The sequence below is a fragment of the uncultured Mucilaginibacter sp. genome (assembly GCF_903913935.1).
In the GTDB taxonomy this organism is placed as follows: domain Bacteria; phylum Bacteroidota; class Bacteroidia; order Sphingobacteriales; family Sphingobacteriaceae; genus Mucilaginibacter.
The window spans coordinates 1-14032 of sequence record NZ_CAIWNH010000276.1 but is presented as its reverse complement, the minus strand read 5'-3'; the positions used below and the strand labels follow the sequence as shown (position 1 = coordinate 14032).

The window sequence follows — 14032 nt, the reverse complement described above, 5'->3', positions numbered from 1 at the left end:
TAAAAAAAAAATTTTGTGGAAGTTCTTTAATTTTTATTTAATGCAATAAAGTTGCAATAAATAGGTTTAGACAAATATAAAACCTTAAACAATTTGCCCCATGTCTAAACTTATTACCTTATTACTGTTATCGCTATTTTTATTCAACCCAAAAAACAACCTGCCTGATAGTAAATTGGCGAAAGATGTGCGCATAAAAGTTTGGCCCAAACTGCAAAATGAGTTAGCCGATAAAGGGCTCAATATCATATCAGATTTATATGTAAGGATCTTTAAAGAGGAAAGCGTGATGGAGATCTGGATAAAGTCGGGCAGGGAATACCGGTTTTTTAAAAGCTATAACATTTGCTATTTTTCGGGCGGCCTGGGTACCAAAACACGATCAGGCGACGGCAAAAGCCCCGAAGGGTTTTATTCTATTACGCCCGGTCAGTTATACCCTTTGAGCACTTATTACCTGGCCATTAATATCGGTTACCCCAATAAGCTTGAAAAATTAAAAGGTTACACCGGCGATGCCATTATGATACATGGGCACTGCGCCTCCATCGGCTGTTACGCCATGACGAACGATGGCATAGAAGAAATTTACACGCTGGTTTATAAAAACTTCGAAGCCGGCAGGCAAAAAATACAACTGGATATCTATCCCTTCAGGATGAATGCTGAACATTTGAGTAAGTATGCCGCCAGTTCATTACTGCCTTTCTGGAGAAGCATGAAGCCGGGGTATGACCTGTTTGAGAAAAATCATTTGCCTGCAGTTGCTCAGGTAAAAGGGAAGAAATATGCATTTAATCAATGATTACGGTACCTTCCAACTTTGCAACTTTTCAATAAATCCATATCATCCAGTCGTAAAAATCTGTTTAAACAAGTAAAGCTAACGGCATACTTCACATCTTTGCAGAAGAAAACATCATGCCACATCTATTTTCCCCTATAAAAATAAAAAATATTGAGTTTAAAAACCGCCTAGTGGTTTCGCCCATGTGCGAATACTCCAGCGAGGATGGTTTCGCTAACGACTGGCACCTGGTGCATTTGGGCAGCCGGGCGGTAGGCGGCGCGGCTTTGGTGCTCACAGAAGCAATCGCTGTTTCGCCTGAAGGACGGATAAGTTACGGCGACCTTGGTATTTATAAAGACGAACACATTGCCAAATTAAAACAGATCACCGATTTTATTCACCTGCACGGTGCTTATGCGGGCACGCAATTGGCGCATGCCGGTCGTAAGGCAAATCATGATTTGCCATGGAATGGCGGCAAACAAATACCTTCAGACCAAGCAAACGGCTGGAAATCGGTAGCGCCAAGCGCGATCCCTTTCATTGATGAAGAAGAGGCGCCTGTTGCATTAGATAAAGCCGGCATTGAAAAAGTAAAAGCCGATTTTATGGCTGCTGCTGTACGCACGCTTGCCGCAGGATTTGATGTAATTGAGATCCATGCAGCGCATGGGTATTTGATCCATGAGTTTTTATCGCCATTAAGCAACCACCGCACAGATGAATATGGCGGCTCCTTTGAAAACCGGATTCGTTTATTGCTGGAGATCATTGAAAGCATCCGGGAAGTTTGGCCTGCTGAGAACCCGCTATTTATTCGCATCTCTTCAACAGACTGGACCGAAGGCGGCTGGACGGCCAATGATTCTGCTGAATTGGGCAAAATATTGATTGATAATGGCGTCGATCTGATTGACTGTTCTACCGGCGGAAATGTGGCTACCGCAAAGATCCCCCTAAAACGAGGCTACCAGGTTGAATTTGCTGAAAAGGTGAAAAAGGAAAGCGGTATCCTAACCGGGGCAGTGGGTTTAATTACCGAAGCGGTACAGGCGGATACCATTATCCGCGAAGGACAGGCCGATATGGTTTTCCTTGCCCGCGAATTATTGCGCGACCCTTATTTCCCGCTGCGCGCCGCGTATTTGCTGGGGCAGGAAGTAAAATGGCCCGATCAGTATTTAAGAGCAAAATGGCATTGAAAAATTTGTAATTTTGGATGATCCTGAGGGTGTCACCCCGCATTATTTTTTATACATGAAAAAATATCTCTCGTTAGTTACCTTCTCGCATACGATTTTCGCAATGCCATTTGCGTTTATTGGCTTTTTTTTAGCGGTAACCACCACCGATGCCCGTTTTGAATGGCCAAAGCTGGTAATGATGGTTTTGTGTATGATCCTGGCGCGTAATTCCGCCATGGCCTTTAACCGCTACCTCGACAGGAATATCGATTCAAAAAACCCGCGTACCAAACAAAGGGATATCCCTTCCGGGCGGATAAGCGCTGGATCGGCCTTAACTTTTACCATTATAAATTGCCTTTTGTTTATCGGAGTAACATGGTTCATCAACAGGTTGTGTTTTTATTTGTCGCCGGTGGCGCTGCTGGTTGTATTGGGCTATAGCGCTACCAAAAGGTTTACAGCCCTTTGCCATTTGGTATTGGGGCTTGGCTTATCCCTTGCGCCTATTGGTGCTTACCTTGTTGTAACCGGGGAATTTGCTTTAACACCGCTTTTCTTTTCATTCGCCGTGCTTTGCTGGGTAAGTGGTTTTGATATTATTTATGCCCTGCAGGATGAGGATTTTGACCGTGCAGAAAACCTGCACTCCATCCCTGCTTATTTGGGCAAAGTAAACGCTTTAAGACTTTCTACTTTTTTGCATATCCTTTCGGCTGTTTTTGTAGCAATGCCGGTATTTTATACCCATGTAGGTATACTTTACTATGCCGGAATCGTGTTTTTCTGCGCCATGTTGGTTTATCAGCACCTGCTGGTAAAACCAAACGACTTAAGCCGGGTTAATTTCGCTTTCATGACCACCAACGGCATTGCCAGCGTGGTTTTTGCCAGTATGTTTTTGCTTGACAGGATTTTAATTACGCACGGAATTCTTTAATTTAGATCCTATGGAAAGCCAGGACGCAGTAGCAGTTTTCAGAAAAGGTATCAGTAAATTCATCGAATTTAACGAGGCCGAATGGCATATTTTCTGCCAGCATCTCGATTTAAAAAAATTGAAGAAAAAGACCCATTTTGCCGAGCCTGGCATCGTTTGCAGCGAGATCGGATTTATATTAACTGGTTCTGTACGGTTTTTTAATGTCAAAGATGGCGAAGAGATCACCGGGTACTTTTGTTTCGAAAATGAACTCGTTAGCTCTTACCGTAGTTTTTTAACACGCGAACCAAGCCTTAATTATGTGCAGGCGCTTGAAGACACCGAGCTGGTCATCATCACTTACAACAATATTCAGGCCATGCTGGCGAACCCCATACTGGCTTATAAAATGGAACGCTTCGGCCGGCTGGTGGCTGAATATTACCTTATTTGCTATGAGGAACGGATGTCATCCTTCATTACCAAAACCCCGGAGGAGCGCTATCTCGATCTGCTTAATACCGGTCGCGATATCATCCAGCGGATGCCACAACACTACATCGCTCATTTTTTGGGAATAACCCCTGTTTCGCTTTCGCGAATCAGAAGGCGGATCATGAAAGCGGCTTGATGATTTCGGAATTCGGATGTTCGATTTAGGAATTAAGAATTTTGACGTATTGCCGATTAAACAAATCCGAAATTGTCTGAACTCGAATTTATCGAATTTAAGAATATTCAGAATTTCTGTGGGCTAACTAATTTCATTACAATCTACATCTAAAAAATTCTTTGAATTCCATAATTCCAGGAATTCGAGTTCAGACAAAAAATCCGAAATCGAACATCCGAAATCCGAAATAACCCAAATTCTTATCTTATGTTAACGTTTTGAGAAACAGTATGCCCGTACATTTGTCTTAAACAAAACGAAAAGACAATGCACACCATATTAGGAGCAGGCGGGGCAGTAGCAAACGCACTTACCCGCGAATTAACCAACAAAAACGAAACCATCCGCCTGGTAAGCCGCAAACCCATTGCCAATACCGCCAAAAACATTACCTGGAAAAAAGCAGATCTGCTGAATTATGCCGAAGTGCTGGAAGCTGCAAAGGGTTCAACTGTAATTTATTTAACAGCCGGTTTGGTTTATGATAAAAACGTATGGCAGGCACAATGGCCGGTAGTAATGCAAAATGCCATCAATGTGGCTAAGGAAACCGGGGCAAGGCTGATATTTTTTGATAATGTGTACATGTACGGCCTGGTTGATGGCCCAATGACCGAAGATACACCTTATAACCCCTGCAGTGCAAAAGGCGAAGTACGGGCAAAAATAGCCACCCAATTAATGGATGAGGCCAAAGCCGGCAATATTAAAGCAAGCATTGCCCGCGCGGCTGATTTTTATGGCACCGATAATAAGAACAGTTTTTTAGATATGATGGTGCTGGAAAATTTTGCCAAAGGGGCAAAAGCGCAATGGCTGGGCAAGCTGGATAAGCTGCACAACTTTAGTTATATCCCTGATATGGGCAAAGGCGTTTACCTGCTGGGGCAAAACCCCGAAAGCGATAACCTGATCTGGCATATGCCCACCGCCAGGCCTTTAACCGGCAAACAATTTATTGATATAGCCGCTAAAATTTACGGGGTTGAACCAAAAGTTTTTGCCATCAATAAGTTTTTCCTTTGGAGCTATGGCTTGTTCAACAAGGTGGTAGCCGGTACCGTTGAAATGTATTACCAGTACAATCATGATTACATTTTCGATTCATCCAAATTTGAAAAGGCGTTTAATATTAAGCCAACAAAGTATGAGGATGGGATTAAGCTGATGTCTGAGACGTTGTATAAGAAGGTGTAGTCTGAAACCTGTCTCCCGGAAGGCAGGGTCGGGAAGTCAGTAAAGTCCGAAAGAAGGAGGTTGGTCCCGCTTTGAAGCTTTAACTAATTTTTGATAACAAATCTTTCGGACTTTACTGACTTTCGGTCTTTCTGACTAAATTCGCCATCTGCAAATCAATACATCATGATCCACAAAAAAACAAGAACATATATCCCGGCCACCCTTGAGATTAAATGGGAAAACCTGGAACCGTTGTATAAAGAACTGACCGAACGCCCCATAAACTCCGTTCACGAGCTTGAAAAATGGCTGCACGACCGCAGTGAGCTGGAAGCCGCTTTGGAAGAAGATTTTGCCTGGCGCTATATCCGCATGACCTGCGATACCACCAATGAAGAATTGCTGCAAAAATTCCAATATTTTGCTACCGAAATCGAGCCGAAGGTTGCGCCCTATGGTAACGAGCTGAATAAAAAACTGGTGGGCAGCAAATGGGTTGACAAGCTGGATCATAAAAAATATTTTATCTACCTGCGCGGTGTTAAAAAAGCGCTGGAACTTTTCAGGGAAGAAAATATTCCCCTGCAAACGGAGATCCAGGTTGAACAACAAAAATACCAGGGAATAACCGGCTCCATGTCGGTACATATTGATGATAAAGAATATACACTGGAGCAGGTATCGGTTTTTTTAAAGGGAACCGATCGCAGCAAAAGACAAGAGGTTTGGGAAAAGATAACCGCCCGCCGCCTGCAGGATAAAGACCAGCTGGATGAGTTGTTTGATCATCTGCGCACGCTGCGCCATCAAGTTGCCTTAAATGCAGAGTTTGAAAACTTCAGGGATTATATGTTCCAGGCTTTGGGGCGTTTTGATTATACGCCGAAAGATTGCTATGCTTTCCATGAAGCGATTGAAAAGGAAATAGTACCGATATTACGCGAACAGGCTAAAAAACGTAAAGCAGCGCTTGACCTGGGCACACTCAAGCCATGGGATATGGATGTGGATGTTTCGGGCAAACCGGCGTTGAAACCGTTTAACAACGGCAGCGAACTGATCGAAAAATCCATCCAGTGTTTCAGTAATATCAATCGTTATTTGGGCGAAAGGCTGGAAATCATGAAGGATAATAACCTGTTTGACGTGGAAAGCCGCAAAGGCAAAGCGCCAGGTGGTTATAACTATCCGCTGTCAGAAACCGGCGCGCCCTTTATTTTTATGAACTCGGCCAATACCTTCCGCGACCTCACCACCATGGTACACGAAGGCGGCCATGCCGTGCATACCTTTTTAACTGCCGACCTGGAGCTGAATGATTTTAAACATTGTCCTAGTGAAGTAGCTGAGTTGGCTTCGATGTCAATGGAGCTGATCTCGATGGATAATTGGGATGTTTATTTTGATAATGAAGAAGATCTGAAACGCGCCAAACGCGACCAGTTGTTTGATGTGCTGAAAACATTGCCATGGGTGGCCGTAGTTGACCAGTTTCAGCACTGGATCTATACCAACCCTAACCACACTGACGAAGACCGCAGGACGGCCTGGATTGAGATCTATGAGCCTTTCGGCGCCGGTTTTGTGGACTGGAGCGATTACCCGGATGCCGAAGCGAACTTGTGGCAAAAACAGCTGCATATTTTTGAAGTGCCGTTTTACTACATCGAATACGGAATGGCCCAGCTGGGCGCTATAGCGGTTTGGAAAAACTATAAAGAAAACCCTGAAAAAGGCCTGCACCAATACCTGGAAGCTTTAAAACTCGGCTACACCAAAACCATAAAAGAGATTTACGAAACAGCAGGCATCAAATTTGATTTCAGCGCGGCGTATGTAAAAGAACTGGCGGAGTTTGTGAAGGTGGAAATGGATAAGTTATAGGTAATAAAAACCCTAATCACATGAAAACATTCCATACAAGTTTAATAGAGAAAATCGGCCGGATTAACCGGCTGATTTTCTTTGCTATTATCGGGATATTTACCCTTTGTTTTAGTAATAAAGCCATGGCACAACAAAAAAAATCAAATGGTGAGGCTGGCAAAAATCAAGGTGGACCCGGCTCAATTGCACCTATATAATTCCGCTTTAAAGGAGCAAATGGCAACAGCCATAAGGCTTGAGCCCGGAGTATTAACCTATTACGCAGTTGCAGACAAGTCCGACCCTTCGCGCATCACTATTCTTGAAATATACGCCGATACGGCCGCCTATAAAGCTCATATCGAAACAGCTCATTTTAAAAAGTATAAAGAAACTGTTGAGCATATGGTTAAGTCATTGGAGCTTGTTGATGTTGAATTAATTGCCGCTGCGCGTCAACCTGGAATTTAACTTTCTACGCTTGTTGGTGCCAAATGCAAAATAATCTGCATTTTTAAAGTGGTTTGTAATCCATTGAAATAAAGTACAATAAGTCACAATACCGTCATACTATTCGCATTATAAACTCGAAAATTCAAACCAAATGGATTTTAAAGAGTTTAATAGAGTATGAAAAAGATAATTTTAAGTATTACCCTGTTGATGTCTGCCATGGCAGGGTATTGCCAGCTTATCAAACCGGTTAAGCTGGATAGCCTGGTGACTATTTCATTACCTCCCGGGTATCAAACAAAAGATACCTTAAATGAGCACATCTTTACCGCTAACGGGATGTACGGTTATATGATCGCCTTTCGCGAAGCGAATGCTAAAAATAATACGCCTTTAAAAACCCAAAGCGACCTTAATAAAGTAATGAAAACCTATATTAAGGGTATACAGGCGCAGCAGCCCGGCAGCAGTGCCCAGTATGTGCGTGATACCACTATTGGTACCTTAAAAGCTAAAACTTTTACGTTAAAAAGCGACGACGGCAATGGTGTTATTACCTGCAGGAATTTTGTTTTAATATACACCCAGGATGTTACTTATACCATTGAGTATGTATACCCGGCTGAACGTACGGATGTTGTTAAACCCGAGTACAAAGCATTTATAGCTTCCATAAAATTGTCGCCCGAACTGCAGCGTAACGACCAATACCTGTCAAACGCAACGGGCATGTCATCCACCACAAAAATTGAAGTTTTTGGTGGCGCGGGGCTTGTCGTGCTGGTGATATTGGTGCTGATTGCTGTTAAAACCAAAAAGAAAGAACCCGCTTTGGGGTAGGTTTTTTTTAGTTTGAAGTCTTGGGTCTAAAGTCTAAAGTTAGGAGTTCTATTCCTGGCGACTTAAGGCTTAAGACTTCAGACTCAAGACTTACGACTCAACAATCCCCTGTTCCATGCGGGGGAGTTGATAAACTTGCGGCTATCGATCCACCTGATCCAGAATATCGCCAGGAATACCCCCATTATCGATCCCGCTATCACATCTTCAAAAAAATGCTCGCTCAGGTACATGCGCGAGAAGCCCACCATTACGCCATAAAGCACCAGCAGGTAAGCCCAGTTTTTATTTTTTGCCAGGTAGGTAACCAATACCCCGGTAGCAAACGCGGTTAAGGTATGGCCCGATGGGAAACTGTTATGGCTTAACATGTCAACGCCTTTTACAAAATGAAGGTTACTCAGCTGGTCCTTAAAATACAATTTGGGGCGGGGCGCATCAAAACAAAATTTTGCGATCTGCACGGCTAATGAGGTGAGCAAAAAAGTGGTTAACATTAAAAAAGCAACCCGGTAATTGTATAATGAAAGGATGGCCGCCAGGATAACGATGGTCCAGCCGTTGCCCAGGTCGGTTATATAGGGTTCGATGGTATCAAGGAAATCGGTATGCCTGGTATTTACCGCAAAATAGATCTCATCCTTGCTATAAAGCAATTTGATAACAAAACAGCCGCATAAAAGGATAAGGTAAAGGACAAAAAACGGCTTGATTCGTTGTAAAACATCTTTTATGCTTATATTCATCGTGCAAAATAAGCATATCCTTATTCACTGCAAAAAAATGGTTATGTTTACCCTTGCTGATTAAATTATCAAATTAATGTCGAAAAGTATTTTCCGTAAAAAATCCATTACCAAAATATTAGCTGATTGCGCCAGCGGTTTCAGCGATGCCGAGCATTCAGGCGGCTCATCCCTCAAAAAAGAACTTAACGTAAAAGACCTAACGCTGATGGGTATCGCAGCCGTAGTTGGCGCGGGTATCTTCTCAACCATAGGTTTAGCCGCTTTTAACGGCGGCCCCGGCGTTACCATATTATTTGTAATTACTGCCATTACCTGCGGATTTTCGGCGCTTTGTTATGCTGAGTTTGCGTCGCGGATCCCGGTTGCTGGCAGCGCTTATACCTATGCCTACGCCTCGTTTGGCGAATTGATCGCCTGGATCATCGGGTGGGATTTGTTAATGGAGTATGCCATCGGTAACATTGCGGTAGCGGTATCATGGAGTACTTATTTTGTTAACCTGCTGGAGGGTTTTCATATCCACGTGCCGGCATACCTTACCATGGATTATTATTCGGCTTTCAGCGCGCACGAACAGGTGCTGGAGTTCACCAAAAACCATAACCTTGCAGCAATAACGGATACGATTAAAGAAGCCAATATCGCATGGAACACGGCCCCGGGCTTTGGCGGGTTAAAACTGATCGCCAATATTCCGGCGCTTGCCATCGTGGTCGGCATTACTTACCTGGTTTACATCGGCATCCGCGAAACAAAAAAGGCCACCAATGCCATGGTGATTTTGAAGATCGCCATTGTGATAGCCGTAATCGCCATAGGCTTTTTTTATGTCACACCTGCCAACTGGCACCCCTTTATGCCAAATGGATTTGGCGGGGTGATGAAAGGTGTTTCAGGCGTGTTCTTTGCGTATATCGGTTTTGATGCCATATCCACTACGGCCGAAGAATGCCGCGACCCGCAGCGCGATCTGCCGCGAGGGATGATCTATTCCTTAATTATCTGTACCGTACTTTATATCCTGATAGCGTTGGTGTTAACCGGTATGGTTAGCTATAAAAATCTTGCTGTAGGCGATCCGCTTGCTTATGTATTTAACCAGGTTCATTTAAGCAAGATCAGCGGTATTATTTCATTTAGCGCGGTTATAGCTACCGCCAGTGTGTTACTCATCTTTCAACTGGGCCAGCCGCGGATCTGGATGAGCATGAGCCGAGATGGGTTATTGCCTAAAATATTTTCAAAAATTCACCCCAAATTTCATACTCCATCCTTTGCTACTATTGTAACGGGTTTTGTGGTAGGCGTACCTGCATTGTTTTTAAACCTGACCATAGTTACCGACCTGACAAGTATAGGCACCTTGTTTGCTTTTGTACTGGTTTGCGGCGGCGTATTACTGTTGCCCCGCGAAGCGGCAAAGGCCGGGCGTTTTCATTTACCCTACATCAATTCCAAATGGATAGTGCCGGCTTTATTTATTCTTTGTGCCTATTTTTTCAGGCAGGGTATAGCCGGCTTGTTTGACGGAACCCACAACAAAGATGATCTGCCGTTTTTTCTATTTATCGGGCTTTCGGCAGTATTAACCGTATTAGCGTTTGTTAAAAATCTATCCCTAATACCCGTGCTTGGTTTGTTAAGCTGTTTTTATCTGATGACAGAGCTGGGATACACCAACTGGATCCGTTTTCTGGTGTGGCTGGTGATCGGTTTAGATATTTACATCAGCTATGGTTATGAACATAGCTTGTTGGGCGAGAAAATTGCCACATGGCACAAGCAGGCAAAAAAGATAAGTTTGATAGGGGCCATGGTGTCCATTTTTGTGGTGTTGATTTTTGATGCCCAGGCGAGCGTAACCATGGATGTTATTTATGGTTTGTTGGGCTTCGCACTTGGTTACCTCGTTGTTTATTCGGGTGCTGCTTTGTTGTTCTCGCTTTTTCAAAAAGAAAAAGCCGAATAAATAAGAATTTGACACCTTAAAGTTTTTTTGACGCAGGTAAACCTGAAACCTTAACCGGTATTGATCTGTTTAAATTTTTAAGACGTCAACGCTTATGAAATTAACTGATATTATTGGCTATTTAGCCGCATTTGGCACCACCATATCGTTTTTGCCCCAGGCCATAAAAACCATTCAGACTAAAAATACGGAAGGTATTTCGTTATCCATGTATGCCATTTTTACTATGGGTACGCTTCTTTGGCTCATCTATGGGATAATGTCAGCCAGCTGGCCTGTTGCTGCTGCAAACGCCGTTACGCTCATTTTCGCCAGCACTATTTTGATTTATAAGGTGAGGTATAAATGATGTTGTAAAGTTTGAAGGTTGTAATGTTGGTATGTATTCCAAACAGAAGCCTTCCTTAAAGCAAAAAACTCCTGATCGCGTAACTTATTGTGAATTCTTGCGGAAAACCTTACAACTTTCCAACCTTATAACATTCCAACAACTTCCTCACAGCTGCATAGCAAATGAAATACCCGGCGCGCCATCCTGGTAGGTTGGCATAACCATGGCTTTTCTGCCCTGTTTATCGGTGTGGGTAAGGGCATTACGAATGTAGGGATAGATGAGGTAAGCTGCCTTGGTTGATAAAATACCGAAACCTGCGCCTGCTACTACATCGCTAAACCAATGGTCGCGGTTGGCCATCCTGAAAACGCCGGTAGTAACCGCAAAAGTATAACCGACGATAGAGTAAACCACTGACTTATCGGAGTATTCCTGTGCCAGGAACTCTGCACCAAGGAAGGCGGCCCCCGTATGACCTGATGGAAACGAATAATAATCTGCTCCGTTAGGGCGCAACCGGTGGGTAGCATGTTTTAAACCGAACTCAGTAAGTCCCAAAATGCCGCCGGATAGCCCCAGTAAGGCCGTGCGGTCAATAAACCTGTTTTTACCCGAAATGCCAACCAGGTTTAAGCCATAAACCATTGCAATAGGCGCAAAAAGAAAATAGCTTTCGGCTTTGGTATTGAAATTTGGAGCCGTCCTTTGGATGTCCCCGTGAATGAAATAGTCGAAATTACGTACGGGCTTAACATAAAATGATAACGCTCCGTAGGCGATCAGCCCTATCGGCGGCACTAAATACAAAGGATGGATCTGTAGCCGCTTAACCGTGTCAGGGGCCGTAAATAAGTCCTTTTTAAGCGTATCGGCAAGTTTCTTTTTGGTGGTATCAACAGATTGCGCATTTACACCCAGTGTTAATACACAAAATATGGCTAATAGAATATTTTTCAAAGGATATGATTTTTTCAATTCAACAACATTTTGCCCGTATTGTTTATGCAATACGAGTAAATATTAACAATAACGTAATATTACTATAACAATCTGTTGCAATTCTGAATTAATTCGCCCGATGGATCTCAACCATGTCCGGCGATGATAACATCAACGGCACTTTTTCAACGGTAACAAAGCTCAAATCGAGGCCAAAACCACGTTCTTCTGACAAACTGACTTTTTTCAGGTAAACATAAAAACCCATAATAAACCTTTCTAATATCGAAAGGTTATGAGACCGTGATAACACTTTTTCAATCACCACAAACCTGAAATCGCCAACAATCTTATGCTTGTTTAACGACTTATACCTGCTGGTTATATCCACTTCACCTTTTTTAACAAGATCTTCAACAACACGCCTGAACAAGACGTTGATCTGCTGCTCTACCCTGAAGCCAAGTTTAAAATCGACCCTGATCAGTTTATTAGGTACAAGAAATTGTACTTCATATTCTTTTTTATAAGGTTCGTCCACCACATCAACATGCACCAGCCAGTATACATCGGCCCGTTTGGGTTGCTTTTGCAGAATGGAGTAAATGATTTTGGCTTCAATTTCCGAATCAAAGTTAGCGCTGGTTAAATACACCAGCTGCGACGCGTATTTCGGGACTGTTTCATCATCACTTAATTCCTTTAAAATACCGTAATAATCCTCAATATTAATAAACTTAACATAACGATTCCTTATCCTCCGGGCGGTATGCCACGACCACATAATGGTAAACAAAACAAATCCAACTGACAGGGTAAACCAGCCGCCATGTATAAATTTAACCAGGTTGCCGGCTAAAAACGCGCCCTCAATAAACAGGTACACCGCTAAAAATACACTAACAATATACCTTGGTAGTTTTTTTCTTCTCAGAAAATTCGATACCAGGATAGTGGTCATCAGCATGGCTACGGTAATACTTAAACCGTAAGCTGCTTCCATATTGTCTGAATGTTTAAATAATAACACAACGCCCACGCAACCCGCGCACAATAACCAGTTTACGCTGGGCACATAAAGTTGCCCTTTTTGCATGGTTGGGTAATTGATGCGCACCTTTGGCCATAAATTTAAACGGACCGCTTCTGCTATCAGTGTAAACGATCCCGTAATTAATGCCTGGCTGGCAATAATGGTTGCTACCGTAGCGATACCGATGCCATAAAGCAGGAACCACTGAGGCATAATTTCATAAAATGGATTGTGCAAATTAAGGTCCAATACTTTCCCGTTGTGCTGCAATAACCAAACTGCCTGACCCAGGTAGTTAAGTATAAGGCTGCTTTTTACATAGATCCAGCTTGTTTGTATATTTTTCCGCCCGCAATGTCCAAGGTCTGAATAAAGTGCCTCGGCGCCTGTTGTACATAAAAATACAGCACCCAAAATAATAAATGCATTGGGGTTGGTACTTAATATTAAATATGCATAATAAGGATTTAAGGCTCTTATTACCGATGGCATTTGTGCAATAAAAACAATACCCAATACAGCCATCATGGTAAACCAGATAAACATCATCGGGCCAAATGCTTTACCAACCAATGAGGTGCCAAATTTCTGAATGACGAAAAGCCCCAGCAAAATACCGATTACAATAGGTACGGTATGTAAATGCGGATAATATGCCTGTAAGCCTTCAATGGCGGCGGAAACTGAAATAGGCGGGGTGATTATACCATCCGCCAACAAGGCACAGCCACCAATTACCGCAGGAATGATGAGCCACTTCGCGCGGCGGCGCACGAGGGAAAATAGCGAAAATATACCACCCTCACCTTTGTTATCGGCCCTTAAGGTGATAACAACGTACTTTAAAGTGGTTTGAAGAGTAAGTGTCCAGAAAATACAGGATACGCCGCCAAGTATAAGGGTTTCGTTTATACGCTGACTGCCTACTATAGCTTTAAAAACATATAAGGGGGAGGTGCCGATGTCACCGTAAATTATTCCCAGGCTGATTAACAAGCCTGCGGCTGTTAATTTTTGAAGATCTTTATGATTAGACACTGTTTTTTTAAAATTCAAAAGTATTAAAAATGCGGCTAAATATCTTGCAAAATAAATTTTTGC

Annotated in this window: 14 protein-coding genes; 11 read left to right on the top strand and 3 right to left on the bottom strand. The window is 43.0% G+C overall.

Features of this window, described 5'->3' with window-relative positions:
* The first annotated feature begins 100 nt into the window (after window positions 1-100).
* From QZY09_RS10925 to QZY09_RS10885, 9 genes are all read left to right on the top strand, one after another.
* Window positions 101-805, top strand: a complete 705-nt coding sequence (locus QZY09_RS10925; protein WP_295672303.1) for a murein L,D-transpeptidase family protein — start codon at window positions 101-103, stop codon at window positions 803-805.
* A 116-nt stretch (window positions 806-921) separates the two neighbouring features.
* On the top strand, window positions 922-1992 hold the full coding sequence (locus tag QZY09_RS10920) for an NADH:flavin oxidoreductase/NADH oxidase (RefSeq protein ID WP_295672301.1): 1071 nt from the start codon (window positions 922-924) through the stop codon (window positions 1990-1992).
* A gap of 55 nt (window positions 1993-2047) precedes the next feature.
* Complete coding sequence (locus tag QZY09_RS10915) at window positions 2048-2914, top strand: UbiA-like polyprenyltransferase (protein ID WP_295672300.1); 867 nt, start codon at window positions 2048-2050, stop codon at window positions 2912-2914.
* Between the two features lie 10 nt (window positions 2915-2924).
* On the top strand, window positions 2925-3527 hold the full coding sequence (locus tag QZY09_RS10910; RefSeq protein WP_295672298.1) for a Crp/Fnr family transcriptional regulator: 603 nt from the start codon (window positions 2925-2927) through the stop codon (window positions 3525-3527).
* Window positions 3528-3836: 309 nt separating this feature from the next.
* Complete coding sequence (locus QZY09_RS10905) at window positions 3837-4766, top strand: NAD-dependent epimerase/dehydratase family protein (RefSeq protein ID WP_295672295.1); 930 nt, start codon at window positions 3837-3839, stop codon at window positions 4764-4766.
* Between the two features lie 165 nt (window positions 4767-4931).
* Window positions 4932-6632 carry a M3 family oligoendopeptidase gene (locus QZY09_RS10900; protein WP_295672293.1) on the top strand — a complete coding sequence of 567 codons (1701 nt, stop codon included), beginning with the start codon at window positions 4932-4934 and terminating at the stop codon, window positions 6630-6632.
* Between the two features lie 20 nt (window positions 6633-6652).
* Entirely contained in the window at window positions 6653-6832 is a 180-nt protein-coding gene (locus QZY09_RS10895) for a hypothetical protein (RefSeq protein ID WP_295672291.1), read from the top strand.
* Window positions 6780-7085, top strand: coding sequence for a putative quinol monooxygenase (locus tag QZY09_RS10890; RefSeq protein ID WP_295672289.1), 306 nt, complete (start codon window positions 6780-6782; stop codon window positions 7083-7085). Before QZY09_RS10895 ends, QZY09_RS10890 begins: the two co-directional genes overlap by 53 nt.
* Window positions 7086-7244: 159 nt before the next feature.
* Window positions 7245-7907 carry a hypothetical protein gene (locus QZY09_RS10885; RefSeq protein ID WP_295672286.1) on the top strand — a complete coding sequence of 221 codons (663 nt, stop codon included), beginning with the start codon at window positions 7245-7247 and terminating at the stop codon, window positions 7905-7907.
* An 83-nt stretch (window positions 7908-7990) separates the two neighbouring features.
* On the opposite strand, the gene QZY09_RS10880 is transcribed toward QZY09_RS10885, so the two are convergent.
* On the bottom strand, window positions 7991-8653 hold the full coding sequence (locus QZY09_RS10880; RefSeq protein ID WP_295672284.1) for a phosphatase PAP2 family protein: 663 nt from the start codon (window positions 8651-8653) through the stop codon (window positions 7991-7993).
* A 76-nt stretch (window positions 8654-8729) separates the two neighbouring features.
* On the opposite strand from QZY09_RS10880, the gene QZY09_RS10875 reads away from it, so the two are divergent.
* Window positions 8730-10625 carry an amino acid permease gene (locus QZY09_RS10875; RefSeq protein ID WP_295672282.1) on the top strand — a complete coding sequence of 632 codons (1896 nt, stop codon included), beginning with the start codon at window positions 8730-8732 and terminating at the stop codon, window positions 10623-10625.
* 94 nt (window positions 10626-10719) lie between these two features.
* A complete protein-coding gene (locus QZY09_RS10870) occupies window positions 10720-10974 on the top strand; it encodes a SemiSWEET transporter (RefSeq protein WP_295672280.1) in 255 nt (84 codons plus the stop codon).
* 147 nt (window positions 10975-11121) lie between these two features.
* Here QZY09_RS10870 and QZY09_RS10865 read toward each other — a convergent pair whose 3' ends face one another.
* Together QZY09_RS10865 and QZY09_RS10860 are read right to left on the bottom strand one after the other, a co-directional pair.
* Window positions 11122-11916, bottom strand: coding sequence for a phosphatase PAP2 family protein (locus QZY09_RS10865; RefSeq protein ID WP_295672278.1), 795 nt, complete (start codon window positions 11914-11916; stop codon window positions 11122-11124).
* A gap of 109 nt (window positions 11917-12025) precedes the next feature.
* Entirely contained in the window at window positions 12026-13969 is a 1944-nt protein-coding gene (locus tag QZY09_RS10860) for a KUP/HAK/KT family potassium transporter (protein ID WP_295672305.1), read from the bottom strand.
* Window positions 13970-14032: the final 63 nt, after the last annotated feature.